Genomic DNA, 23,108 nt, shown 5'->3' with positions numbered 1-23,108 from the left:
TACCTCTCGATACCGGCTGACGATTACAAATCGACCTTCCGAAGAAGGTTTAAGCTACTCCCTTTCCATTGCTTGGAACGAATATAACACATTCAAATTTACTTGTCAATCCGATTTTACAAGATTTCGTATTCCGCTTCTTTTCTCGGCGCAGTTCTTCTGTAGGTTACCGCCGGATATCCGATCAGCATGCAGACTGCCACCGGCCTTCCCTCTTTGTCCAGAAAGTTTCTTACCTTTTCAGAGCACATCGTTGCCGCCTTCAGATAGCCATTATACAGCACGCCAAGGCCAAGCGCCTGAGCCATCATTTCGATATTCTGGGCTGCAAGTCCTGCGTCATCCAGGCGTTCTCCCATAATGTAAAGTACCGCCGGTGCGTTCCGGAAGAGAAATTCCTCCTTCGGATCCCGTGTTCTCCCTTTATAAAAGCTGTAAAGCAGCGCTGTCACCGGACTCTTTTCCCCTTTGTGCAGTTCCAGCTCCTCACCGATTCCTTCAAAGACCATCTCTTTGAATTCATCCAGCCTGTCCTGTACAATCACGAATTTCATTTTACGTTCATTCTTTGCCGTTGCCGTATGTGCCGCCACATCCAGAATCTTCCGGATTTTCTCTATTTCCACCGGCTGTTCTTTATAATTCCGGACACTTCTTCTGAATTTCACTGCATTTGCATATACTTCCGGATCCAGCTGGAAACGCTCTTTTTCATACGGAATCATCTCATCACTTTCATATTCCGTAATCTTCACCGCATCCATCGGACAGATCGCGGCGCAGTGTCCGCAAAGAATACATTCCCGTTTTACTGCCGCCTTTCCGTCTTCCAGCTTCAGGGCATGTCCTACACAGTCCTGAACACATTTTCCACATCCAATACATTTTTCTTCCTCAATCTTTACCATGCTTATTCTCCTTTATCTCATTTCCGGGCGAATCCTCATCTTTTCTGTCCAGCCAGACAGTAATTGCAGACGAAAGTGCGGACACAACCAGAATTCCCGCCGCCTCCGCACGGACGCTGTCCATAAACAGGTCTGCTCCCGCCAGCGTCATCATCTCAAACAGCATATCCAACACATACCACAGAAAGAATCTTCCGGATTTTCGGATCCATCCAAGGCTCATCATCGCTTTTGGAAGTGCTTTTGCCAGAATCTCCAAAGGTGCATCTGCTACAGCTGCCACCAGAAAAAACAGAAAAACACTTTTCATAGAGTCATAGTGGAATCCGAATAGCTTTATAATAAAACCGCCGATCACGGCTTCCAGAAAAACGACCGGAAGCGCCACTGCCAGAAACAATGCCGCTCCGATCAAAATCGATACAATTTTTGACTTTTTCATAGGATTTCGTATTTCTCAGTTTCCCTCTCTGCTTAATTAGATGCACAGTTTGCCGCGTCAATCGCAAGCACCAGCATCAGTGCCATAATTTCATCTGCAGAATCTGCAATGTCAATCACATAAGTATCTCCCCAGTGGAAAATCTCTTTGGAAATATGCATCACCAGAACACCGCCTGCAAAGGCATCGTATTCCCAGCCCATCATGTTTCCCTCGACCTGCCATCCTTTATAATCCACCGTATATTTAGGACGGAGCAACGTCAGTTTCTTTGCAACAGTACCATAAAACTGTCCTCCTGCATAGATTTCAAAGGTCGGGAGGAGATGCAGCAGTTTCTCCTGAACCATACCGATCTCATTTTGAGCGGCATCATAAACTCTGAGCCGGTGTCCGATCGAGAAAAAATCTCCTTTCACAAAATAACGGACATTCCCGTATTCATCATAAATATCATAGGTATCCGTCCATGAAAATACTCTTTGTTTGATTAACAGTTTCATCCCTTTTCTCCTCTACTGTCTTCTTTTTCGCATTACATAATTAGTCAGCAAAATCCCCTGTTTTTCCACCTTCTGGGCACGGATCATCTCATAGCCTCTGGCCTCAAAAAATGGCCGGGCCGTAATCGAAGCATGGGTTTCAAACTCTTCTGCTTCCGATCCTCCTTCCAGAGCATCGCAGATCGCCGTAGCAATCCCCTGCCTCTGAAACTCCTTGTGCACATACAGACGGTCCAGATATCCGGTCTCGTCCATATCTCCAAAGCCGGCAATTCTGCCGTCCTGTTCCGCAACTATCGTCCGATGCGAAAAAAAGGACTGGTTCCATGTATAAAGATCACGCTCTTTCGGAGCCCACACATCCAGCTGTTCCTTTGTATAATCAGCCGCATTGACCGTATGTACTGTATCATAGAAAAGCTGTGCCAGCGCTTTGGCATCTTCCTCCCGGTAAGGGCGAAGCCGCAGGGCTTTCTTTTTCTTACCGGAAAGCAGCATTTCCTTAACCCGGCTCTGATTCATTTCTTCCAGTACAAAGTCCGCATCCGGTGTCTCCTCTTTTGGGGAAATATTAGACCGGATATAAAACGTGTCGATGCCGGCATCTTTTGCGCCTTGGATATCGCAGATCCCGTCATTTCCAATCATGACAGCCTCTTCTCTTTTGATCTTTTCCTTTTCGAGGAGGAGCTCAAAAAAGCGTCGGTCCGGCTTTTTGACTCCATAGGAGGAAGAAATATAAATCCCGTCAAAATACCGGAAAATATCAAGTGCCTTCATCTCATACGCTGTGAATATCCTCTGAGCATTGGACAATAGATAGAGGGACCCTCCGGAGGCTTTTAAAGCCTCCAGAAGTTCCCGTGTCCCATCATAAAGCCGGATATACTCTGTCGTAAGAACCCGGAAAAACTGACCGGCATACACCGCAGTCTCTTTTAGGACGTCTGCCCCTTTCCGGCGGAATAATTCCAGAAAGACGTCCTCGATCTGAAGCTCCGGAAAGCTTTCATGGCTGTCGTGGCGCAATGCCTCCTTTTCCGCTTCCAAGGTCAACTCCCGGTATGTTTGCCGAAGTTCTTCAGCCGTATAATATGCTCCATAATACCCGTAAAACAGAGCCATTTTTTCCCACACTTCTATTTTAGTCTCATCCGTATGAATGTCAACCAATGTTCCGTATAAGTCAAAAATATAAGTCTGATACATTATTCTTCCCTCTTTATCATCTGTTTTGCTGTTAGAACAGATTTCCCACTGTTCTTGGGAACAACAGGGTATCCCGGATGTTGGATACTCCCGTCACATACATCAGCATCCGGTCAAATCCAAGGCCGAATCCGCTGTGCGGTACACTTCCGTATTTTCTTGTATCCAGATATGCCTGATATTCTTCCAGCGGCATTCCGCGCTTTTCCATCGCAGCAACAAGTTTTTCCATATCCGCTTCCCTCTCGCTGCATCCGATGATCTCTCCGATCCCCGGAACGAGCAGATCCGTTGCGGCAACTGTTTTCCCGTCCGGATTCTGTTTCATATAAAAGGCTTTGATATCAGCCGGATAGTCTACTACAAACACCGGCTTCTTTAAATATTCTTCCGTCAGGTATTTCTCATGCTCGGTCTGAAGGTCGCATCCCCATTCCACCGGATACTGGAATTCTTTTCCCGATTTCTGCAGAATTTCCACCGCCTCCGTGTAGGTCATCCGCCCAAAATCACTTTCAAGCACAAGGTTCAGCTTCTCGATCAGCCCTTTATCCACCCACTGGTTGAAAAACTGAATTTCATCCGGGCAGTGCTCCATAACATCCCTGATAATCGATTTAATAAAGTCTTCGCCAATTTCGATAATATCATCGATATCCGCAAAGCAGACTTCCGGCTCGACCTGCCAGAATTCCGCCGCATGACGTGTCGTATTGCTGTGCTCCGCGCGGAAAGTCGGACCAAACGTATAAATTCTTCCAAGACCCATGGCCGCCATTTCGCCTTCAAGCTGTGCGGAAACCGTCAGTCCTGCCTTCGTTCCGAAAAAGTCGTCTTTAAAATAGCTTTCTTCATCCAGATAGGCGCTTCCGTTTCCCGCCTTCGCATCCCACGGCTGTGTGGTAACACGGAACATTTCCCCTGCTCCTTCACAGTCGCTTCCCGTAATAATCGGGGTATGGACATATTTATATCCGTTTTTATGAAAATAGTCGTGAACCGCATAGGACAGCTGATCACGAACCGCAAATAATGCCTCAAAATATCTCGTGCGCACACGAAGGTGCGGAATCGTCCTCAAAAACTCTATCGTGTGACGCTTTTTCTGAAGAGGAAAATCAGACGGGCAATTACCAAGCACCTCAATCGTCTGAATCTGAATTTCATAACCATTGCGCTCGGATCTGACAAAAGAGCCGACTGCCTTTAACGCTGCCCCCACATTGAACGCATTTTTATTTACTTCCACTTCATTCTTGTCAATCACCAACTGGATATTATTCAGACAAGTACCATCGTTCAATTCAATAAAGGAAACGCTTTTGGAATTTCTGGCATTTCTCACCCACCCGCAGACTGTAACTGAAGTATCAACATAGCTTTCGGCGTCTGTCAATAGTTTTTTGATGTCAATATGCTTCATCTTTTTCACCCTCTTTTCTTGTTTTGTGTGTAAATGTAGATATTATATACACACTTTTTTGAAAAGTCAAGGTGTCTTATTAAGATGATTACCATTTCTCCCAAAAGCTACTAAATCTCAGAACAGAAAAAATAGTATCCATCTTCCGAAAAGCGTACTTCTTCTCCCTTTGATTCATAGTATTCCTGAATACATTTTTCCGCATTCTCTCTTGCTTCCTCTGTCAGACAGCATTCTCCCGGCGGAATGACGCAGGCGGTCTCCTCATTTTTATACCCCACATGAAATCGTGTACCGCTCTCTTCCAATATACCATTTAACAAAACAATATCCTGATACTTGATCATTTTATCCGCCCCGTTTCTATTGCTCTTTATCTCTTCTTTTATGTACTGCATCCGACATTTCTAACAATTCCTGATACCGGAAACACGTTTCCTTGTGGTCATTGATGATGCCGCATGCCTGCAGATGGGAGTAAACGGTCACCGAACCCATATATTTTAATCCCCGCTTTTTCAGCTCTTTACTGATCCTGTCAGATAAGCCGTTTCTGGCTGGAACCTCTCCTTTCTGATGCCCGGTATACAGATATGTTTTCCCTTTTGTGAAACTCCAGATATAATCAGAAAAAGTACCGAACTCTTCCCTGATCTTCTGAAAGCATTTGGCATTATGGATCACCGCCTCGATCTTTCTCCGGGAGCGGATCATACCTTCGGTTCCCATAATCCTCTCAATATCTGTCTCTCCGTATTCTGCCACTTTATCAAAATCAAAGGAATCAAAGCAGGCACGGAAAATTTCCCGCTTCTGAATCATCATATTCCAGTTCAGTCCGCACTGCATGACTTCCATCATCAAAAACTCAAACTGCTTCTGGTCATCCCGGAGCGGGACACCCCATTCTTCATCGTGATACTTCATCATTTTCTCATTGCACATACACCAGCCGCAACGCTCCATGCCATTCACCTCTCATTCAATTTGTCTCTCTACACCTTTACGATGTTTATACATTTATAGGCTACATAAACTCAAATCACGTCTGTTTTGATGATAGAAAAGCCATTTTTCAAATACATTTTGACTGCTCCCTGATTCCAGTCTGCAACCCGGAGAACGATTGGAGAAACGTGATTACTTTGCAGGTAAGAAATTGCAAATTGCAATAGCGCCTCCCCATATCCCATCCTTTGAAAGCTTTTTTCCACGATTAAATCATCAATTTCATTATCATATATGGCAACCGAACCGATGAATCTGTTATCAATTTCAAGAACATAAATTTTTTCTTTTTTGAGTTGCAGTTCTTCCTTACTGTTGCAGCAATCTACCGGAAATATCTGTAATGCTTTTCTCATATCCCTGAAACATTCGTTATAAATTCTCTTATACTCATGATAATTAACATCCGAATAATTTTTCATCGGCAGATCTGACACCATCGCTCCACCATGATATTCCATCGTATGCACTACAATTTTCATGTTCTTTCTCCTAGTGTTTTATCGATCTAAAGATTCTATTTTCTGATACACCTTTTCTGACCAGTCCCAGATGTCTTTGCAATCATTTTCTAAATAAATGACCCTGCCCGCTAAATTATCCGGTACTTCCTGCTCAATATCTTGTTCCCATTCAGCCGGAACAATCACAGCCAAACACCAGTCTTTCAAACTAAGTTCATCTCTTATTTTCAGAGGAAGAACACCGTCAAAAACTACATTCGGATGACGAATCAGATCCTCATATCGAAAATAAAACCGGACTCCCGGCGTAAAGTCCCTGCTTAAATCCTGCTCTGTCGGAAATCTGTCAAGCTTTCTTTCCATTACCAGTCTGTCTCCCGCCTGACAGTTTCCCCATGTGAACATGATATATTCAAAATAGTCTGCCGGGTCATTGGCTGCATTTCTTTTTTCCGCCATCAGTTCATTTACTGTTAAGTTTCTTGCACGTAAAGCGGAAAGAAGACGACCTGATTTTAAAATTTTTAATGCATTTTCCAGAGAGGTGGTATGACATACAAACTTTGTACAGCATCCTTTTCTGTACCGGCATGCTGTACACTCGGTAATTTTCTCCGGAACTGGAACACGCTGAAATTTTTCTTTTTCTAAAATACTATTCTCTATTGTTTGTAAAAGTTGTTTATCTTCACAAATCAGCTGACATTTTCTTCCATACATGCTTTCATAATCGATGAACTCAATAATTGTCCTGATTTCCCAGTCAGAAACCTGAGGATAATTGGAAAGCTTTTTATATAGTACACCATCCCAAACTTCTGTATAATCATACTTTCCTATTTTAATGATCATAGTCTTGCTTCCTATCTCTCTCGATGTACATACATCCTCGTCATCTCTTCTTCTCCGTCTCCCTGCACCATACAGTAGAATTCCCAGCCATACCGTTCATAAAAGGAGTCATGGTCTGTGATGAGATAGAGCGTATCGATACCTTTTTCTTTCATGTCCCGGCAGACAGTCTCCAGCATCTTTCCTGCAATCCCGCGGCATCGAAATTCTTCTTCCACGTATACCGCGCAGACATTTGGTGTCAGATCTTTTCTGTCATGGAAATCATTTTCAATCACTCCGATTCCACCGATGATCTGTTCTTCTTTTACAGCCAGATACCACTGCGGCACCGGATTTTCACTGTTCAGACTTTCTTCTATGCTTTCCAGATATGCATCCACCGGAACATTCCACTTTTCATGAAACCACTGTGCTGCTTTCTGCTTCCACTGCGGTTTCTCTCTTAAATTCATGATATGGTACTCACACATCGTTTTTCTCTCCCATGTTTCACTTTACTTCTATTGTTTTTTCAGATAGTTTTGCGTGTATGCACAAACGGCAAAGCATTTCCCGCACAGGTCTGTATCAATTCCGGTGCTGGCGTACATAATCTCTTTCTGCTTCTGATAGCATCGGTTGACATCGACAATCTCTTCCCGCTCCATTCCTGCACTCCAGAGGGTTCCTTTCAGTGCTCCTGCCGGACAGTGCTGAACGCAAAGTGAACATCCGCCGCATCTGGATTTCTCCATCGGCTGTGCACATTCTAAAGGCACATCCGTCAAAAGGGAGGAAATCCTGATAGCTGAACCATATTCCGGCGTCACCAGCAGGCAGTTTTTCCCGATCCATCCAAGCCCTGCCCGGACGGCCACTGTTTTATGCGGAGTCTCAGAACGGTTTTCTTCATTTACTTTTACACGGTCTGTTGTCTGCGCCCAGGCATTGTACCCCTGTTCTTTCAGAAATGTTTCCCCTGCCGTTACAATCGCATTTAATTTCGCATTTAAGCTTCCATACAGCTCATAATATTCTTTTGTCGGAGCTGTTTTTAAATCCTCAATGACATGCTTCGGGATGGGAACCGCAACTGAAATCCCTGCCGGAAAACGGCACACCTGAACCGGGCGCATATCCCCGATTCCGACCAGCGCTGCTCCCTGTTCATAAAGCACCTGTTTCACCTGTTCTGTGATATTCATAGCTCTCACCTTCCTGTGCCGGATCAGTTAGTTTAGGGTAGAATTACTGATTATATAAAATGCCTCCTGGCTTGGCTGAACTTTCTTCTCTTTCGGCTCAAACATCTGATCAAACTCTTCGATTTTATCCATATCAATTTCAAAAGCCGGACTTTCTCTGTAGTACCATGTTCTTCCATCCAGCACTCCCGGTTTTAACTCTTTTACCATCATTCCGGTCGGGAAGATCCCGCCTTCCAGACAGACAGAAAACCGTTTACAGCTCTTAAATCCACGAGCCACGTAATTATTCGGATCTCCCATAATGACAATCACATCATAGCCCATTTTTTCCGCAATCTCAAAGGAAGCTTCCAGAAGCTGTTTCCCGATTCCTTTTCTCTGGTACTCAGGAAGGACACTGAGCGGGCCGAATGTCAGCACTTTCTTTTCCTCGCCCGATTCATCTGTCAGCCTTGCAATCGTATACATGACATTTGCCACGATCCGGCCGTCCAGCTCGGCAATCAGATCCAGTTCCGGCACAAAGTCCTCATGAGTTCTGAGTTCATGTGCTACATAATGTTCCGAACATCCCGGAACATACACATTCCAGAATGCTTCCCGGATCAGATTTTCCACCTCTTTATAGTCCTGTTTTTCCTCCTTTCTGATTTTCAACATTTCCATCGTTTTCACCTCGAACTTATTTTAAAATCAATGCCGCAACATCGATGATAAACAGCACTGCCAGAACTCCTGTCAGCACAGAAAATGCCTTCTCCGGAATTTTCTTTGTCAGCCTGACAAACAGCGGCTGCAGCACATACAGAAAAATCATTCCTCCAATACCAAAACGGATACTTGGATTCAGCGCGATCCGCCCCTGAAAGTTAAAGGCAAACCGGGTATAATCCCACATCCAGCCGCCGGAAGTAAATTCCATAATATAACTTCCGATCAATTCTACCACCGTGGTAATCACAACAATTCCCACAAATACCAGAAGCGGCGTCGCCAGAATCTTCCCCAGATAAATCTTCTTTTTCTGAAGACCTCCCAGTGTAAAAATCAAAATCAGTGCTCCGAAGCCGTAGATCACACAATACGGGCCAAACAGCACTCCTCTGTTGGAGAAGCCCCAGCGGTACACAACGACTTCCAAAAACACCTCATAAATCCATCCAATCATAGAATAAAGCATAAAATAGAAAAAATATTCCTGTACTTTTCTTTTCATAACCGTCCCCTTTCGTTTTCTCCTTTTGTCATCTTTTACGGTCTCTTTCTTTACATCTGCTTTCGCACAACCCGGTATTCATCCCCGTTCCGATAATACGGACAGGAATAATGCGGCTCCATACGCAGCCGGACATAATCGTCTTCATCCATCGCGGCATCACAGACATATTCGTCATACTCTTCATCATAAATATAGTAAGCACAGCTGCTACAGCTCTGTGCAGATTGATTTCCCATTGACGTTCCCTCCTCTTCTCTGTCATTTCTGCTATCAGTGTATCATATCAGGGCTTTTAAGAAAAGCAAGGAAACATTCCGTTTCTCATTTTCTTCCATATCTCTTTCTTTTTTCTCTGACTCCTTGTAAAATAGAAAAAAACAGGCGGAGATCAGGAGGGAACAATGGAAATCAAAGAATATTTCAGCACAAAATATCAGGCACACTGGCTTGAGGAAATCAGGCAAAGCGACTGGAGCGCAGGTCAGTTTCTCTATGAACTGTTGAGCAAGAATGAGATCCATGAATTCTGCGGTAATCATGTGAGACTTTTTCTTCTGACAGAAGGCAAAAAGCTGGTCTCATTCTGCACCTTATCAGACATCGATGACATCAAAAATACAGACCTTGGTCCCTGGATCGGATTTGTCTATACCTTCCCGCAGTACAGAGGCCACCGGTATATGGGACTTCTTCTGGATCATGCGTGCAGGACTGCAAAAGAGGACGGCGCAGGAGAAGTGTTCATCGCTACCGGAGAAACCGGGCTGTATGAAACATACGGATATTCCTTTTATCAGATGATGGAAAATGCTGTTGGTGTCATGTCCAGAGTCTACCGAAAAGATCTGTCATGAGAAACAATCTTCATGCATAAAAAAACAGAGCCTGTCCCAAAACAGACCCTGTTTTTTCTTTTTTTACCCCCATACTTCTTCCGCGATCTCTTTTACAAGCGCAAGTTTTGCCCACTGTTCTTCCTCAGTCAGCTTATTCCCGATCTCGCAGGAAGCGAATCCACACTGCGGGCTTAAATACAGCCGGTCAAGGGGAATGTATTTTGCCGCCTCATAAATCCGTTTTTTCACTTCTTCTTTCTCTTCCAGAACCGGTGACTTTGTTGTAATCAGTCCAAGTACTACCTTTTTCTCTCCGGTCACTTCCGCAAGCGGTGCAAAGCTTCCGGAACGCTCATCGTCATATTCCAGATAGAATGCGTCTACCTGTTCTTCTCCGAACAGCGGTTTTGCAATCGGATCGTAAGCTCCACTGCTGAAGTATGCGGAATGATAATTCCCCCTGCAGACATGTGTTGTAATCACCAGATCCTCCGGCTGATTCTGGATGGCCAGATTGTTGACTTTTACAAATTTCTCTGCACTTTCCTGGATTTCTTCCCTGCTTCCGGCAAATCCTTCCGCCACAAGAAGTCCCCAGGTACAGTCGTCAAGCTGAAGATTCCGGCATCCCGCATCATACAGATTCCGGATCACTTTCCGGTAGCCTTCTGCGATATCCTCCATCAGTTCCTCGTCCGTCTTATAAAACTTTCTTGTCTGTTCCAGATTTCCCGGAATCAGCATCTGGGCAAAAAACTGGGCCGGTGCCGGAATCGTCTGTTTTGCCACGGTATGCTCATCTTCCAGCGCTTTGACAAACCGGAAATGCTCTACAAACGGATGTGTGCCCACCCGGATTTTTCCGGTCAGCCAGGTATCATCGAGCATTGCATCTTCTCCCTGAAAAGCGATGCCCTGTTCTGTCTTTTTATGAGCCACTCCCTCAAATCCCCACATAAAGTCCAGATGCCATGTGGATCGGCGGAATTCTCCATCTGTAATCACATGATATCCTGCCTCTTTCTGCTTCTTTACCAGATCCCGGATCGCCTCATCCTCCACAGCCTTTAATTCCTCTGCTGTAATTTTTCCTTCTTCCAGTGCTTTCCTTGCCTCCTTTAATTTTTCCGGGCGTAAAAAGCTTCCTACATAATCATATCGAAACGGTGCATGTTGTTTTGCCATGATGTCTTCCTCCATTCTTTTCCTGTCAGTTTTCTGATGGGTTTCAGTATACCGCTTCTCCATCCATTTGAAAAATACAAAAAAACAGCGTTCCGCCATAGCGTAAAACTATGACAGACGCTGTATGTGTGGAATATGCTGTTTTAAAGCTTCCATATATGCTTTCCCGTAACGGCTCAGCGGCATGTTTTTCTGCGTGATGGTGCCGATCCGCATCTTCTCATCCACATCCAGAGGCCGTGCAATGATATTTTCCCCGTTCAGCTCTTTACTGATCACTCCGGAACTGACCGTATATCCGTTAAGTCCGATCACCAGATTAAACAATGTTGCCCGGTCCCGGACTTTGATGTTTTTCCTGCGGTCCAGCGTGCTTAAAATCTCTTCCGAAAAATAGAAGGAATTGTATTCTCCCTGCTCAAAGGAAAGATACGGATAGTCCGCCAGATCGTCAAGCGTTACCATCTCCTCCCCTGCCAGCGGGTGCTCTGCTGACAGAAACACATGGGGTTTTGCCACAAATAGTTCACGGAATACCAGTCCGTTCATCCGGATCATCTTCTGAATGATTTCTTCATTTTTGGAGGAAGTATAGAGGATTCCGATCTCACTTTTCAGCCGGCTGACATCCTCGATAATCTCGTAGGTCTGGGTTTCTCTCAGCGTAAAATCGTACTTTTTCCCGCCAAATTCACGTATCACATCCACAAAGGCGTTGACCGCGAAAGAATAATGCTGACAGGAGACGGAAAATCTGGAACGCCGTTCTTTCTTGTTCAAAAAGCGCTCTTCCAGAAGGCTGGTCTGCTCCAGAACCTGTCTTGCATATGCGAGAAATTCATCACCCTCATTGGAAATCGTCACGCCCTTGTTGGTGCGGTGAAAAATCGTGATCTGCATCTCCTTTTCCAGTTCCCGGATGGCATTGGTGAGACTTGGCTGCGAAACAAAAAGCTGCCTTGCCGCCTCTGTAATATTTCCTGTCTCCGCCACGGTCACAATATATCTTAACTGCTGTAATGTCATCTTCCGTTACCTGCTTTCTGTCCGGGTACATTTCCCTGATTAAAAGGGCAGCGTCAATCGCTGCCCCTGGCTTAAAAGTATATAGGAAAGATAAGATTTTGTCAATTTGCCTTCTCTGGATTCTTACTTCCAGATCCAGCACAATCCGTTATAAAAATATTCCATCGCATACTCCCCGTTATGAGTGCCGCCTTCCTGTTCGAGGAAATAAAGGTTGCCCTCCCCTTCATTGTCCGTATAACGGAATGTTCCGCTGTTTTCGCCTGCCATTGCCTCAATCTGGTTTTTGAAAGAGGAATAGGCAAAATCATCCGTACCGGATGCCGCAAAAATAAAGAAATCATCCCAGTCATGTCCAGAATCCTGTACCATCGACGCCATAACTTCTCCATCGTTCGTAAGGCTTCCGCTGGACGGCATGAAGTAGCGGAAATAATCCAGACAGTACTCAAATGTCCTCCATGTTGCTACAGATCCCATGGAGAATCCACAGAATGCCCGGTGGTCTCTCGATGCCCGCAGCCCTTCCGGCGAAGTTTCCTCCGCATAGGTGCTGTAAGTCCCCTCGACAGCCGGAATCAGATCGTTAACCAGCTCATTGTGATAATTCTCGGTCAGCTGAAGTGCCAGAGAATAATCGGCACTGTCCTCTTCACTTTCATTATTGTAAGTCGGGCAGACCACAATCATCGGCTCGATTTTCCCGTCTGCCATGGCATTGTCCAGCACATTTTTAAATCATTCGGCCGGTCCGGCGTTCCCAGATAGGTCGTCTCGTTGCTCCATCCACCGTGCATCAGATAAAAGACATTATAAGCTGTCTCCTCCGAATACCCATAAGGCAGATAGACGATTGCCCGTTTGTGAAGCACCTCTTCTTCCTCTTCATAGGTCATGGACTCGTAGGTATCATATTCCAGCTCCACGAGCGTTCCCTGCTGATCCGCTTCCTCAAAATATTCCTGCGGAATCTGCGCCAGTTCTCCCGGAAGACTTCCGCTTGTCACCTGACCCTCCGCTATTGTACTGTCTGTTTCTTCGGATACAACGGTTTCCTGTTTTTCTGCTGTATCATCCACCGTATCGCTTTGTTCCTGCTCACATCCTGCCAGAAGCATCAGCGCTGCCAGAAGTCCGACCAGTACTTTGCTCTTTTTCATCGCAATTTCAGCCTCCTGCCTCTTTTTGATTCACTATTTTTGTTCTCAAAAATCAATCGTGAATCTTATAGTTTGCAAGCAGCATCTCTGCAATTCCAGGTGCTTCCGGATCGTGTTTTCCCTTTCCGGTATCCATTGCACGGATTGCGTTCATCTCTTCTTCTGTCAGTTCAAAATCAAAGAGATCGATATTTCCCGCAATTCGTTCCGGATTTGTTGATCTCGGAAGAATAATCAGACCTTCCTGAAGTTCAAAACGAAGAACAATCTGTCCGGCATTTTTGCCGTATTTTTCTGCAATCTTTGTCACTGCCGGATGAGAAAGCATTGCAGCATTTCCACTTCCCAACGGCTGATATGCTTCAATTTTCACATCATGTTCTGCAAGTAATGCTTTTAATTCTTTCTGCTGGAAAAACGGGTTGCATTCCACCTGATTAACTGCCGGAATGGTGGATGCCTGCGGCAGAAATTCTTTCCAGATCTTCGGAGTCATGTTGCTTACGCCGATTGATTTCAGGACACCATCTTCCTTTGCTTCCTCAAGAGCCTTCCAGGCTCCTGCCACGTCTCCGTACGGCTGATGCAGAAGATACAGGTCAATGTAGTCCATCCCCAGTTTTTCCAGAGAAGCCGCAAGGCCTTTCTTTGCCGCTTCATATCCATAATCCTGAAGCCAGAGCTTACTTGTGATAAAAATTTCTTCTCTCGGGATTCCGCTGTCCCTTACTGCCTTTCCGACATCAGACTCGTTAAAATATGCCGCCGCAGTATCGATATGGCGGTATCCTGCCTTCAGGGCCTGAAGAACCGCATCATAAGTCGGTCCGTCATTTGGAATCGTAAATACGCCGAATCCTACTGCCGGTATTTTGTTGCCATCATTTAATGTAATCGTATACATACTGTTCACTCCCTTTTGTGCTGAGATCAATCTGTTGCTTTCGATTTTATTATAAATCCCGGATCTCCACATCAGAAGTATCTTTTGGTTTGGCAGTATATACCGAAAGGTTTCTTCTATTTCAGATACATGTCAATGTAATCAAAAAACGGCTTCTTCTCCACCTGATCCTGATTCTGTCTGTACCACGCATAGGCTTCTGGAAGTCCTTCCTCCAATGGTTTTGTATCCGGCATGAGTGCACACTGTCTGGTCACATCCAGCTGGTATTCATACTCACAGAAGCTGAAATAATTTCTCTGTTCAACCGCTTCCTGAACATTTACAAATTCCGCTGTCTTCCCCGCAGCACGGTAACAGAGCCCGGCCCAGTCCCGGACAGAAATCATTTCCGGATTTCCCACATTAAAAATATGCTGTTCCGGTTTTCTCTCCAGTAGAATATCCAGAAATCTGCACAGATCCTGAATGTGGAAAAACTGCAGTTTCAGACTGCCGTCTCCCGGCAGATAAAACGGCCGGTCTGCCATCGCACAGTCAAATACAAAGGCTTCCCGGTAGATATCATTCATCGGCCCGTATAAGTACGGCGGCCTTATAATAAATGCATCCGGATCTCTCTTTTGCAGCACTGCTTCTGCTTCGATCTTGTCTGTACCGTATTTTCTCCAGTATGTATTCTCAGCAAGCGGCGTTTCTTCCGCAAACGGCTGCGGGAGATTGTCCGGATAAACTGCGCTGGAACTGATGAAAACATAATTTTCATAACTTCCAAGTGCATCCAGAAGCAGCTCCACTTCTTTTGCCGTATAGCCCGTATCAATCACAACATCAAAATGAAGATCACGAAGACGATCCCCCAGATGATACCGGTCCGCCTCGATCAGCCGCACGTCGTCAGACTGTTTCTTCGTGTTTCTGTTCAGTACACTGACATCATACCCTTTCCCAACATAGTACTCTGCAATGTATCTGCTTACAAATGCGGTTCCCCCTGTTACAAGTACTTTTTTCATACATCCTCCATTTTTCTTATGTAAAGCCGGGTTAAATCCGGCTGCAAAATTCTATAATTTCCTCTTTCCTTTTCTTCGCATCCTCTTTACATTCTACGGAGCATAGTCCAAGGCTTCCGCAGCACTCAATTTCCAGATGTCCATAGAAGTGTTCGAGTGTTTTAATAATCCGTTCGCATTCCTTCATATTTGGTCCCGTTCTTAATACAACAGCATAGCCTTTTTTTCCCGCCCGGACAGACGCATGAGGTTCGTGTGTATTACACCATGGCGTGCATCTGTCGATAAAGACTTTAAACTGCCCCGGAACATCCGCCCAGTAGGAAAGTGATTATTTTTACTATCCTATCACAGGCATGTTCTGGACACAAGAGTATTATTTATAAGACAAGGGCACCGCCCTGTCACTTTTCAGATGATAGAGCAGCGCCCTTTATTTACTTCATACATTCAACCAGATTAGTCGTACTGATTCATCCATTTGATGAGTTCTACGCAGTAATCATCATGTCTGTCAACAAAACATGTATGTCTTGCACGTTCCCAAAGGATCCATTTAGAATTCGGGATTCTGTCTGCCATGGTCTTAGCTACAAGTGGAGAACAAAGATCTGAAATACCACTGCAGATCAGAGAAGGAATCTTGATCTGGTCAAGTTTGTCAATGTATTCAAAGTCTTTCAGTGTTCCTGTAGGTGCGAATTCGTTTGGTCCCCATCCTTCAACATAAGACTCAGAACCTGATTTTTTCGGTCTTGTACAGCACTCCGGAGCATCTTCTCCAATCCAGTAGTTGCAATATCTATCCATGTATTCTGCAACTGCAGCATCGTAAGCTTCTCCTGTGAAATCACCTGTTTCAAGAGCATGGTTAATTGCATCCTGCATATCCTGCGGCATCATTTTGATACGGCGAAGACCTTCTCTTTCCCAAAGAGAACTGCTTGGATGGCCGCTTGAAATGATGAAACTCTTAACACCCTTCGGATCATAGTCAACTGCATATGCGATCTGCATCATTCCGCCCCAGGACTGTCCAATGATGTGGCATACATCTAAGTCAAGGCGTTTTCTCAAAGCTTCCAGCTCGTCTAACCATACTTTCTGGTTCCACAGTTCCGGATGTCCGTCCAGATAAGAATTTCCGCATCCGATCTGGTCATACATAACGATCATACGATCATCATCGTCTGCAACATTGTCCAGTACTTCGAAATAGTTATGAGTAGACCCCGGTCCTCCGTGAAGACAAATCAATGGTGCCTTTCCATTATCTTTTCTTTCCCCAACAATTCTGTAATAAGTCTGATAACCTAAGTACGGCATGTAGCCTTCTGTAATTTTTGCCATGATTATCCCCTTTCTGACATTTTTTTCACTATCTTTAAGTATAATACATTTTGCGAAAAAATGAACCCTTTTTTGTAATTTTTTTCAATTATGTTAATATTATCCAAAATCATATCCCTGTACCATACAAGATAACCGAATATGAATTGGTATATTTATAGGTGATTTCTATAAAGCAAATATCTTTTTCTGCTTTATGCTGCCCTGATGGATATTTTTTTGTCAAGTGAAACATTAAGACTGCCTGATTATTTTTCACTCAATAGAACCACCTCTGATCAGATTATACAGTTCAAATTGTACGAAAAATGCTCTCTATCTTCCGGAAGAATCAACTCCTTCTTGCTGTCCTTTTCTGTAATTGGCCTTACCGGTCTGCACGGATTACCAAATGCAAGATAATTATCCGGAATATCTTTTGTCACAACACTGCCTGCGCCAATCACGACATTATTTCCTATATGCACGCCCCCAATTACAACCGTATTACATGCAATCCAGACATTATTACCGATATGAATTTCGTCCGCATATTCTGCCATCGTTGTCTTTCCATCTTCGTCCAGCCCCATCCTCTCCTGAGCAATAAGAGGATGAGAAGTAGCCATCAAAGAAACATTCGGGCCAAAACAGACATTGTCACCAATGAAAATTTTTCCATCATCCATAACCATCAGATTAAAATTAGCAAAAAAATTTTCCCCGATAAAAGTATGACATCCATAATTAAACTGCACAGGGCCCTGAAAATAAAACACATTTCCCACTTTTCCCAGAATATCGCGAATCACTTCATTTCTGTCGGAATCAAACTCGTCCATCATATTATATTTCTGACATGCAGCATGAGCTTTGTGCTTGATATCCTTCAGCTCCTGTTTTCTTGGATCAAACATTTTCCCCGCAAAAATTTTCTCTTCCTCTTTCATATACCTTCCTCATTTCTTTTTTACTAATTCTTATATTAGCAGAAAGTTCTCCAAACTTCTACAATATTACATCCGCTGATTTTCTCTCCTACAATTCCTGTCTTTGATGTAAGATTCCTTAACCGCTTCTCTCGTCTCCCGGTCTCAACGTTTTAAATGGCCGGTAAAGAATTTCGGCATTTTCTCCCATATTCCGTCAAGCGAGAGAAGAGCCAGGCCCCTGTCTGCAAGGGTTCCTGGCTCTTTCCTGCTTATTTCATTACAATATTGATGATTCTTCCCGGTACATAGATTTCTTTTACGATATTTCCGGTCAGTTTTTCTTTAATTGCTTCCTTGCCGGCAGCAATCGCTTCGTCTTTGCCTGCTTCTGCGGAGATTGTTACAACAGCTCTTGTCTTGCCGTTGATCTGTACAGCCACTTCGATTTCATCGTCTTTCATCGCTTCTTCATCGTAGGTCGGCCATCCTGCATGGAATACGCTTCCTGCGTGTCCCAGCTGCTCCCAGAGTTCTTCGCCCATGTGCGGTGCGAACGGTGCAAGCAGTACTGCGATCGTGGAAAGTGTCTCTTTATCAATTCCGCCTTCTTTCTTGGCGAGATCGATAAACTTGTTGTTATATTCCATGAATCCGGAAATTACCGTATTCAGGCTGAAGCTTTCCAGACGTGTTGTAATATCGTATACCATCTTGTTTCGGAGTTTGATCATTTCCTTGGATGGTGTTACGTCTTTGTCTTTGTTGTCCATTACAAGATTCCAGAGCTTGTTCAGGAAACGGTATACCCCGTCGATTCCTCTGTCATCCCACTCTGCATCCAGTTCCGGCGGTCCAACGAAGAGTTCATACATTCTCAGGGAGTCGCATCCGTAATCTCTTACAAGATCGTCCGGAGATACGACATTTCCTTTGGACTTACTCATCTTGATTCCGTTCTTTCCGGTAATCATACCCTGGTTGAAGAGCTTGATAAACGGCTCATCAAAATCGATCACGCCGATATCGCACAGGAACTTCGTGTAGAAACGGGAATACAGAAGGTGAAGTACCGCATGTTCCACACCTCCAATATACATATCAACCGGAAGCATCGCGTCCGCTTTTTCTCTGGAAACCAGTTCTTTATCATTATGCGGATCTACGTAACGCAGGAAATACCAGGAGGAACCTGCCCACTGAGGCATGGTGTTGGTCTCTCTCTTGGCCGGCTTTCCACAGACCGGACAGGTTGTGTTAACCCAGGAATCAATCGCAGCAAGCGGAGATTCTCCTGTTCCTGTCGGCTCGTAGGACTCTACATCCGGCAGCGTCAGTGGAAGCTGATCCTCCGGCACCGGTACAGCGCCGCAGTCCGGGCAGTGTACAATCGGGATCGGTTCTCCCCAGTATCTCTGGCGGGAGAATACCCAGTCACGCAGTTTGTAGTTGACAGTCTTTCTTCCGATACCGCGCTCTTCGATCATCACCGGAGCTTCCTTTTTCAGAACAGCGGATTCCATGCCGTTCCATTCTCCGGAATTGATCATGGTTCCGGATGCCTCTGTGTAGGCTTCTGTCATATTTTCAATTTCTTTTCCGTCTTTGGCGATAACCTGAATGATCGGAATGTTGAATTTTGTTGCAAATGCAAAGTCACGGTCATCATGTGCCGGTACGCACATGATTGCTCCGGTACCGTAGTCAGCCAGTACATAATCAGACAGCCAGATCGGCACCTTTGCTCCATTGATCGGATTGACCGCGTAGCTTCCTGTGAAAACTCCGGTTTTTTCCTTATCCTGAAGGCGGTCAACATTAGACTTCATGGAAGCGTCGTAGATATATTTCTCCACTGCTTCTCTTGTCTCATCGGTTGCAAGTTCTTTTGCAAGAGCATGCTCCGGAGCCAGTACCATAAAGGTTGCGCCGTAAAGTGTATCCGGTCTTGTTGTGTAGACAGTGATCTTTTCATCTCTTCCATCCACCGGGAACTCTACCTCGGCACCGTAGGATTTACCGATCCAGTCTGTCTGCATCTTCTTAACCTTCTCCGGCCAGTCCAGTTTGTCCAGGTCGTTCAGAAGTCTCTCTGCATATTTAGTAATCTTGAGCATCCACTGACGGAGGTTCTTCTTTGTTACTTCCGTACCGCAGCGCTCACATTTTCCATTGACAACTTCCTCGTTTGCAAGTCCGGTCTTACAGGACGGGCACCAGTTGATCGGGAACTCCTTCTCGTAAGCAAGGCCGGCCTTAAACATCTTTACAAAAATCCACTGGGTCCATTTGTAGAAGTTCGGGTCTGTCGTGTTGACCTCTCTGTCCCAGTCGTAAAGAGCCGCGATCTCATTGATCTGTCTCTTGATATTCTTTACATTTTCCGCTGTGGACTTTGCCGGATGAACGCCCATTTTGATCGCGTAGTTTTCTGCCGGAAGTCCGAATGCATCCCATCCCATCGGATGAATGATATAGTATCCCTGAAGCAGTTTGTAACGGCTCCATACATCGGAGATGACATATCCTCTCCAGTGTCCGACATGCAGACCGTTTCCTGACGGATACGGGAACATATCGAGGCAGTAATATTTCTCATGTTTTCCTCTCTCATCTTCCTGCACATTCACCGGATGCTCTTCCCAGTGTGCACGCCACTTTTTCTCGATTGCCTTGTGATTATAAGGTGTCGGCATCTTTGATTTCCTCCTTACATAATATAGTAACCATTTTATGCTTTCTTTTATACCCGCAAAAGCTTCCTGATAAATCCATTGGATTATCTATAGAATAAAAAAACTTCCGTCTCTGAACATATCCAAGAGACGAAAGCCATGAAAGCCCACGCGGTACCACTCTTCTTCGCCCGTCCGCAGACCGGCGCACTCTCATCTGTAACGGGAATACCCGCTTCCGGCTACTAGAGTTCACCAGAAGAACTCCGAGGCGAGTTGGGAGTGTCTGTCCTGCTGCCTCGCACCATACGGCAGCTCTCTGAAAAAACATCGGCTCTTACTATTCCTCATCTGACGTTTTTCTCTGTACTTTTTTATACCTGTTCATTTTACTCATATCATCTCCCTTTGTCAAGATTTCCACCTTTTTTCCTATAATTTTTCCATATTTGATTTTTTCTGGATTTATTGGAATGTTTTTCGTTATTTTCATTCTTTTCGAGTTTCTTTTGTGGAATTTGACAAAAAAGGATTGTTTAAAATCTCTGATAGGTGTATAATAATCACAAGTCATTTCAGTACGAAAAATATATAGCTAAAGGAGATAATGCATATGGTTAATTTATTGACAGGCCCGAAAGGGAGCGGAAAAACACAGCAGATGATTGAACTTGCCAACAAAGCGGCAAAGGAGTCCGACGGACACGTATTCTTTATCAAAAAAAGCCACCGCGATACATACAGCTTATCTTTTGATATCCGTGCGATCTGCATGGATGACTATGAAGCGATCGACAATATTGATGCCTATCTTGGATTTATTTATGGCATGACAAGTGCAGATCACGATATTAAGGCGATTTTTATCGACGCTATTTTGAAACATGCACATATCTCTCTTGATGATATCCCGGAATTTGTTGAAAAGCTGAAGAAAATTTCAAAAGAGTGTGATCTTGATTTTTATGTAAGCATCAGTGCAGGAAAAGATGATCTCCATCTTGTAGACGCTGAGGGCTGTACTTATCTGAACTGATAATGCCGGCTGACGAACTGCTGCCACAAAGAGTCCTTACCTGATCAGACAGCAGTTCATTTTTAAAAACAAGGAGACGGTCGATATCCCGTCTCCTTGTTTTATTGCTTTTATTCTTCCTGCAAAGCAGTCCCGCTATTATTGTCTGTTTCTTCGGTCTCCTCTTCAATCGGATTCTTTTCTTCGCCGTTGAGGGAAAGTACCACATTGGTCTTTTCACCCTCCCGGTATTCCATCGTCACTTCCTGTCCAACATCATATTTGATGATATCAATAAAATCAACGACCGAAACATCAAAGAACTCATCCGAACCTTCTACCATCACGTAGAAGTGAGAATCTCCTTCCACAACGCCCTGAGCGATTCTGGTAATCGTACCGGCAATGGTTTTTGTTTCTTTTGCTGCGGCACTGTCATCTGTCTCGATCCCATTCTCCCTCATCAGTTCAAGATAGTTTTCCTCGCACTTGCTGACGGTGTCCCCGATCGCCACGACCTGATATTTCTGAACATTGACCATGGCATATTTTTTCACAAGGCCCGCGTCATCTTTGAGCGCGATGAAGTATGTCGGCTCACCGGAAATATTCAAAAGCAGCGGAAATGTCGCCGTATAATGGAGATTCTGTACCTGGCCTTCCGCCGAGGACATGGCAGAATTCTCCGTCGCTCCTTCCACTTCATAGAACTTCGTCTCCATCGTCCTTTGATTCATCAGGACAAATCCAACGTTGGACTGGTCTTCATTGACCGATGTCACTCCGGTATATACCCAGACATCGTCATCAATGGCCAGATAGTTATATCCGTCTGTTGTCTTCAGGCAGTCTTTCTGGCTCAGAATACTGTTAAAGAATCCATGTTTGAGCGTTCCGTAATAGTCGTAGAGCTGGATCAGAAGATCTGGATCATAAGCGTGGTCAATCCACTCCGGCACTTCATCGATGGCATAGTCTGTCGTCTCTCCGGTAATCGCGTTGCAAAGCACAACCCGTCCTACCGTCTCGCCTCCAAACAACCCGATATTGAATTTCTTCACCGGAGCAACCCAGTACGGCACACCTTCATCATCAATCTCAAAACTCAGTTCTCCGAAAATATAGGTCGGATACCGGAAACGGAGATGTCTGTGGATATTCCGGTTAAAATATTCGCTGGTGGAATATTTCATTCCTTCATCGAGCATAACGAGTTCTGTAGACTGTGTTGTCATATCGATCCGGATATAGGCCGGAATTCCTTCAGACTGATTCGTAAACCACTTGATTACATTTGCATAGCGAAGCGGCGATACCCGGACCGGCTTGTCCTGATAGTTGATCTGGCTGTAGAGCTCATCCACTTCAAACTGGGACACCATGTCCACCATGCTTCCCATCTTTCTGTTTCCAAGAAGGGTTGCAGACTCCCGGTCCAGAAGCGGAATCTGGTCAAAGGAAAGTTCCTTGATATCTGTCTGAAAATCCCCTTCCTCCACAGTCAGGAGCTTCTGATACTTTTTCGCGTTGATGATCGGTGAAGAAAGGAGTGTTCCTCCAAGATAAATAACACCGATCAGCACGAAAAGACCGATCAGACCTTTTGCGATCCCGGACTGTTTGATCTCCTCTTTTCGGAACAGTTTTTTCTTTCCAATGTAGATAACCGCAAGAGCCGCAATCACCACAAGCAGGAAAGTCCAGAATCCCGCAGCATGGATATTGATAGCCGGAAGCTTCACATAGTAATAAATACCGGCAAGCAGAATCAGGCCAATTACAGTCAGAACTTTCATTTTTGTCTTTTTCATAGCT

General features: G+C 44.7%; 28 protein-coding genes and 1 other annotated feature. Of the genes, 2 read left to right on the top strand and 26 right to left on the bottom strand.

From position 1 onward, the window contains the following. Positions 1 to 116 precede the first annotated feature (116 nt). The 14 genes from Selli1_RS13165 to Selli1_RS13095 all read right to left on the bottom strand — a co-directional run bounded on the left by Selli1_RS13165 (position 117) and on the right by Selli1_RS13095 (position 9,454). Positions 117 to 908: a nitroreductase family protein gene (locus Selli1_RS13165; protein ID WP_118635756.1), complete on the bottom strand. Its 792-nt coding sequence runs from the start codon at positions 906 to 908 to the stop codon at positions 117 to 119. Beyond that, complete coding sequence (locus tag Selli1_RS13160) at positions 895 to 1,350, bottom strand: YrvL family regulatory protein (protein WP_281844525.1); 456 nt, start codon at positions 1,348 to 1,350, stop codon at positions 895 to 897. The genes Selli1_RS13165 and Selli1_RS13160 overlap by 14 nt, the downstream gene beginning before the upstream one ends. Positions 1,351 to 1,382: 32 nt before the next feature. Continuing rightward, the gene (locus Selli1_RS13155; protein WP_087253032.1) at positions 1,383 to 1,853 is read right to left on the bottom strand and encodes an LURP-one-related/scramblase family protein; all 471 of its coding nucleotides are present in this window, start codon (positions 1,851 to 1,853) and stop codon (positions 1,383 to 1,385) included. Positions 1,854 to 1,865: 12 nt separating this feature from the next. Continuing rightward, a complete protein-coding gene (locus Selli1_RS18715; RefSeq protein ID WP_330677590.1) occupies positions 1,866 to 3,062 on the bottom strand; it encodes a GNAT family N-acetyltransferase in 1,197 nt (398 codons plus the stop codon). Positions 3,063 to 3,093: 31 nt separating this feature from the next. Further along, on the bottom strand, positions 3,094 to 4,485 hold the full coding sequence (asnS, locus tag Selli1_RS13140) for an asparagine--tRNA ligase (protein ID WP_281873259.1): 1,392 nt from the start codon (positions 4,483 to 4,485) through the stop codon (positions 3,094 to 3,096). A gap of 110 nt (positions 4,486 to 4,595) precedes the next feature. Beyond that, entirely contained in the window at positions 4,596 to 4,832 is a 237-nt protein-coding gene (locus tag Selli1_RS13135) for an RDAC family protein (RefSeq protein WP_281873257.1), read from the bottom strand. Positions 4,833 to 4,848: 16 nt separating this feature from the next. After that, on the bottom strand, positions 4,849 to 5,451 hold the full coding sequence (locus Selli1_RS13130; protein WP_281873255.1) for a DNA-3-methyladenine glycosylase I: 603 nt from the start codon (positions 5,449 to 5,451) through the stop codon (positions 4,849 to 4,851). Positions 5,452 to 5,522: 71 nt separating this feature from the next. After that, complete coding sequence (locus tag Selli1_RS13125) at positions 5,523 to 5,975, bottom strand: GNAT family N-acetyltransferase (protein ID WP_281873253.1); 453 nt, start codon at positions 5,973 to 5,975, stop codon at positions 5,523 to 5,525. Between the two features lie 18 nt (positions 5,976 to 5,993). Next, positions 5,994 to 6,809: a phosphate ABC transporter ATPase gene (locus tag Selli1_RS13120; RefSeq protein ID WP_138372759.1), complete on the bottom strand. Its 816-nt coding sequence runs from the start codon at positions 6,807 to 6,809 to the stop codon at positions 5,994 to 5,996. 11 nt (positions 6,810 to 6,820) lie between these two features. Then, on the bottom strand, positions 6,821 to 7,282 hold the full coding sequence (locus Selli1_RS13115; RefSeq protein ID WP_087167420.1) for a GNAT family N-acetyltransferase: 462 nt from the start codon (positions 7,280 to 7,282) through the stop codon (positions 6,821 to 6,823). 30 nt (positions 7,283 to 7,312) lie between these two features. Beyond that, the gene (locus Selli1_RS13110; RefSeq protein WP_281873250.1) at positions 7,313 to 7,996 is read right to left on the bottom strand and encodes a 4Fe-4S binding protein; all 684 of its coding nucleotides are present in this window, start codon (positions 7,994 to 7,996) and stop codon (positions 7,313 to 7,315) included. 27 nt (positions 7,997 to 8,023) lie between these two features. Next, positions 8,024 to 8,659 (bottom strand): GNAT family N-acetyltransferase, encoded by a 636-nt coding sequence (locus Selli1_RS13105; RefSeq protein ID WP_281873267.1) that lies wholly within the window; start codon positions 8,657 to 8,659, stop codon positions 8,024 to 8,026. 22 nt (positions 8,660 to 8,681) lie between these two features. Further along, positions 8,682 to 9,215, bottom strand: a complete 534-nt coding sequence (locus Selli1_RS13100; RefSeq protein WP_204864082.1) for a putative ABC transporter permease — start codon at positions 9,213 to 9,215, stop codon at positions 8,682 to 8,684. Between the two features lie 50 nt (positions 9,216 to 9,265). Next, positions 9,266 to 9,454 carry a DUF6472 family protein gene (locus Selli1_RS13095; RefSeq protein WP_087167423.1) on the bottom strand — a complete coding sequence of 63 codons (189 nt, stop codon included), beginning with the start codon at positions 9,452 to 9,454 and terminating at the stop codon, positions 9,266 to 9,268. Positions 9,455 to 9,619: 165 nt separating this feature from the next. On the opposite strand from Selli1_RS13095, the gene Selli1_RS13090 reads away from it, so the two are divergent. Beyond that, positions 9,620 to 10,072 (top strand): GNAT family N-acetyltransferase, encoded by a 453-nt coding sequence (locus tag Selli1_RS13090; RefSeq protein ID WP_087167424.1) that lies wholly within the window; start codon positions 9,620 to 9,622, stop codon positions 10,070 to 10,072. 63 nt (positions 10,073 to 10,135) lie between these two features. On the opposite strand, the gene Selli1_RS13085 is transcribed toward Selli1_RS13090, so the two are convergent. The 11 genes from Selli1_RS13085 to Selli1_RS13035 all read right to left on the bottom strand — a co-directional run bounded on the left by Selli1_RS13085 (position 10,136) and on the right by Selli1_RS13035 (position 20,771). Further along, on the bottom strand, positions 10,136 to 11,239 hold the full coding sequence (locus Selli1_RS13085) for a 5-methyltetrahydropteroyltriglutamate--homocysteine S-methyltransferase (RefSeq protein WP_281873247.1): 1,104 nt from the start codon (positions 11,237 to 11,239) through the stop codon (positions 10,136 to 10,138). A gap of 108 nt (positions 11,240 to 11,347) precedes the next feature. Next, positions 11,348 to 12,265 (bottom strand): LysR family transcriptional regulator, encoded by a 918-nt coding sequence (locus Selli1_RS13080; protein ID WP_138372756.1) that lies wholly within the window; start codon positions 12,263 to 12,265, stop codon positions 11,348 to 11,350. Positions 12,266 to 12,388: 123 nt separating this feature from the next. Then, positions 12,389 to 12,979: an alpha/beta hydrolase gene (locus Selli1_RS13075; RefSeq protein WP_138372755.1), complete on the bottom strand. Its 591-nt coding sequence runs from the start codon at positions 12,977 to 12,979 to the stop codon at positions 12,389 to 12,391. After that, positions 12,952 to 13,425, bottom strand: coding sequence for a hypothetical protein (locus tag Selli1_RS13070; RefSeq protein WP_281873243.1), 474 nt, complete (start codon positions 13,423 to 13,425; stop codon positions 12,952 to 12,954). The genes Selli1_RS13075 and Selli1_RS13070 overlap by 28 nt, the downstream gene beginning before the upstream one ends. Positions 13,426 to 13,477: 52 nt before the next feature. Beyond that, entirely contained in the window at positions 13,478 to 14,329 is an 852-nt protein-coding gene (locus tag Selli1_RS13065; RefSeq protein ID WP_281873241.1) for an aldo/keto reductase, read from the bottom strand. Positions 14,330 to 14,445: 116 nt separating this feature from the next. Beyond that, complete coding sequence (locus Selli1_RS13060) at positions 14,446 to 15,345, bottom strand: NAD-dependent epimerase/dehydratase family protein (protein WP_191433650.1); 900 nt, start codon at positions 15,343 to 15,345, stop codon at positions 14,446 to 14,448. 31 nt (positions 15,346 to 15,376) lie between these two features. After that, entirely contained in the window at positions 15,377 to 15,532 is a 156-nt protein-coding gene (locus tag Selli1_RS18385) for a hypothetical protein (RefSeq protein WP_330677587.1), read from the bottom strand. 272 nt (positions 15,533 to 15,804) lie between these two features. Further along, positions 15,805 to 16,695, bottom strand: a complete 891-nt coding sequence (pepI, locus tag Selli1_RS13050) for a proline iminopeptidase (RefSeq protein ID WP_281873236.1) — start codon at positions 16,693 to 16,695, stop codon at positions 15,805 to 15,807. Positions 16,696 to 16,973: 278 nt separating this feature from the next. After that, positions 16,974 to 17,624, bottom strand: coding sequence for a sugar O-acetyltransferase (locus Selli1_RS13045; RefSeq protein WP_191433646.1), 651 nt, complete (start codon positions 17,622 to 17,624; stop codon positions 16,974 to 16,976). Between the two features lie 251 nt (positions 17,625 to 17,875). Further along, on the bottom strand, positions 17,876 to 20,299 hold the full coding sequence (gene leuS / locus Selli1_RS13040) for a leucine--tRNA ligase (protein ID WP_191433644.1): 2,424 nt from the start codon (positions 20,297 to 20,299) through the stop codon (positions 17,876 to 17,878). Between the two features lie 122 nt (positions 20,300 to 20,421). Next, positions 20,422 to 20,642, bottom strand: a binding site (T-box leader). Beyond that, the gene (locus Selli1_RS13035) at positions 20,619 to 20,771 is read right to left on the bottom strand and encodes a hypothetical protein (RefSeq protein WP_158099245.1); all 153 of its coding nucleotides are present in this window, start codon (positions 20,769 to 20,771) and stop codon (positions 20,619 to 20,621) included. Its footprint overlaps the feature before it by 24 nt. A 120-nt stretch (positions 20,772 to 20,891) precedes the next feature. Here Selli1_RS13035 and Selli1_RS13030 point away from each other — a divergent pair, with 120 nt between their 5' ends. After that, positions 20,892 to 21,314, top strand: a complete 423-nt coding sequence (locus Selli1_RS13030) for a P-loop NTPase family protein (protein WP_087167434.1) — start codon at positions 20,892 to 20,894, stop codon at positions 21,312 to 21,314. Between the two features lie 110 nt (positions 21,315 to 21,424). Here Selli1_RS13030 and Selli1_RS13025 read toward each other — a convergent pair whose 3' ends face one another. After that, entirely contained in the window at positions 21,425 to 23,104 is a 1,680-nt protein-coding gene (locus Selli1_RS13025) for a CvpA family protein (RefSeq protein ID WP_281873229.1), read from the bottom strand. Between the last annotated feature and the right edge of the window lie 4 nt (positions 23,105 to 23,108).

Origin of the sequence: Sellimonas catena (assembly GCF_027924685.1) — a bacterium.
In the GTDB taxonomy this organism is placed as follows: Bacteria; Bacillota; Clostridia; order Lachnospirales; family Lachnospiraceae; genus Sellimonas; species Sellimonas catena.
This window is presented reverse-complemented; position numbering and strand designations above follow the sequence as displayed.